At 60.5% G+C, this 2,220-nt stretch carries 2 protein-coding genes; one reads left to right on the forward strand and one right to left on the reverse strand.

Features of this window, described 5'->3' with window-relative positions; genetic code table 11:
* Positions 1-435: OmpA family protein (locus tag AACS18_RS20125; RefSeq protein ID WP_146184803.1), on the forward strand; the 435-nt coding region annotated here is incomplete at its 5' end.
* Positions 436-520: 85 nt separating this feature from the next.
* Here the strand turns inward: AACS18_RS20125 and AACS18_RS20130 are convergent.
* A complete protein-coding gene (locus AACS18_RS20130) occupies positions 521-2,215 on the reverse strand; it encodes an NAD-dependent malic enzyme (protein ID WP_108613132.1) in 1,695 nt (564 codons plus the stop codon).
* Between the last annotated feature and the right edge of the window lie 5 nt (positions 2,216-2,220).

Raw genomic sequence — 2,220 nt, forward strand, 5'->3', positions numbered from 1 at the left:
GTCGTGGTTCCCCCGCCACCGGCCGAACCGGAGGTGGTGGATCAGACCTTTAACCTCAGTTCAGATGTGCTGTTCGCCTTTGGCAAAGCGGACCTCAAACAGGAGGGGACGAGTGCGCTGGACGATCTCTACCAGCAGATCGTCGACGTACAGCCCAAGGATGGCAGTGCAGTCGTGATGGGTTATACCGACCGTATCGGTTCGGATGCCAACAATCAGAGGTTGTCAGAAGCTCGGGCCCAAACCGTTGCCGACTTTCTGATCAGCAAGGGATTGCCTGCCGACAAGGTGAGCATCCAGGGCAATGGCGCGAGCAATCCGGTCACCGGCAACCAGTGTGATGCCATCAAGGCGAAGGCGGCGCTCATCGACTGCCTTGGGCCGGATCGCCGGGTAGAGGTGCGTGTCACCGGCGTACAGGGCGGCAGCGAGTAGTTCATCTTGAGGCGATAACCATGTCAGACGTGCAGTAAAAAGGGATGCCGAGGCATCCCTTTTGCTTTGCATCTTCTCGCAGAAATCAGAACGAGGTGCGGCGGTAGCGGCGATATTCCGGATGCCAGAAGTTGGCGTCGATGGCCTGATCGATCACCTCGTCCGGGGTCTGCACCGCCTTGCCCTGCAGCATGGCGGTCTTGGCCACCATCTTGGCGATGTAGCGGGAGACCTGATGGATATCCGCCAGATCCGGCAGCAGGGAACCCTCCTCCCCTTTCACCAGCGGCGAGCACTCCGCCAGCGCGCGGCTGGCCGACATCAACATGGCGTCAGTCACCCGGGTGGCGCCGGAGGCGATAACGCCAAGGCCGATCCCCGGGAAGATGAAGGAGTTGTTGCACTGGGCGATGACGTAGCGCTTGCCCTTGTGCTCCACCGGTGCAAACGGACTGCCGGTGGCCACCAGCGCCTGACCGTCGGTCCAGCGGATAAGGTCTGCCGGCGTCGCCTCGACCCGGGAGGTGGGGTTGGAGAGCGGGAAGATGATGGGACGGGCACAGTGCTTGTGCATGGTCTTGACCACCTCTTCGGTAAACAGCCCCGGCTGACCGGAGACCCCAATCAGGATATCTGGGCGACCATGCTCCATCACCTCCAGCAGGGAGATGTTGTCACCCACCGGCCAGTCGGCGATGCGCTCCACCGGTTGGGAGAGACGGCGCTGGAAGTCGAGCTGGTTGGGGATCTTGTCGGTGATAAGACCAAAGCGATCCACCATAAAGACCCGGCTGCGGGCCTGGGCATCGGTCAGCCCCTCGGCCTTCATCTGTGCCACGATCTGCTCGGCGATACCGCAACCGGCGCTGCCCGCACCGAGGAAGGCAACCCGCTTCTCGGAGAGCTTGGCGCCGGAGGCCTTGCAGGCGGCGATCAGGCTGCCCAGGGTCACGGCAGCAGTACCCTGAATATCGTCGTTGAAGCAACAGAGCTCGTTCTTGTAGCGGTTGAGCAGTGGCATGGCGTTGTTCTGGGCGAAGTCCTCGAACTGCAACAGGATATCGGGCCAGCGGCGCTTGACCGCCTGAATGAAGGCATCGACGAACTCGGCATACTCTTCACCGGAGATGCGAGGATTGCGCCAGCCCATATAGAAGGGGTCATTCAGCAACTGCTGGTTGTTGGTGCCCACATCCAGCACCACCGGCAGGCAATAGGCAGGCGAGATGCCGCCACAGGCGGTGTAAAGCGACAGCTTGCCGATGGGAATGCCCATGCCGCCGATGCCCTGGTCACCCAGACCCAGGATCCGCTCGCCATCGGTCACCACGATCACCTTGACGTTTTGCTTGGTGGCGTTTTGCAGCATGTCATCGATCCTCTCCTTATCCGGATAGGAGATGAACAAGCCACGGGCGCGGCGATAGATGTTGGAGAACTCCTCGCACGCCTTGCCGACGGTCGGGGTGTAGATGATGGGCAGCATCTCGGTCAGGTGGTTGTGCAGCAGACGGTAGAAGAGCGTCTCGTTGGTATCCTGGATGTTGCGCAGGTAGATGTGCTTGTCCATGTCGTTGCCAAACGCCATGAACTGGCGATAGGCGCGCTCGGCCTGCTCTTCGATGGTTTCGATATTCTGGGGCAACAGACCTTCAAGGTTGAAGTTGCTGCGCTCTTCACTGGTGAAGGCGCTGCCCTTGTTGAGCAAAGGGGTCTCCAGCAGGGCGGGACCGGCGTAGGGAATGTAGAGAGGACGTTTCTGGTTATTATCTTCAAACATGGATC

This window comes from Aeromonas sp. HMWF015 (assembly GCF_963878965.1).
GTDB lineage: Bacteria > Pseudomonadota > Gammaproteobacteria > Enterobacterales > Aeromonadaceae > Aeromonas > Aeromonas veronii.

Excerpts from the sequence above, each read along its gene's own strand:
- AACS18_RS20130 (WP_108613132.1), bottom strand. The coding sequence starts at position 2,215 with ATGTTTGAAGATAATAACCAGAAACGTCCTCTCTACATTCCCTACGCC.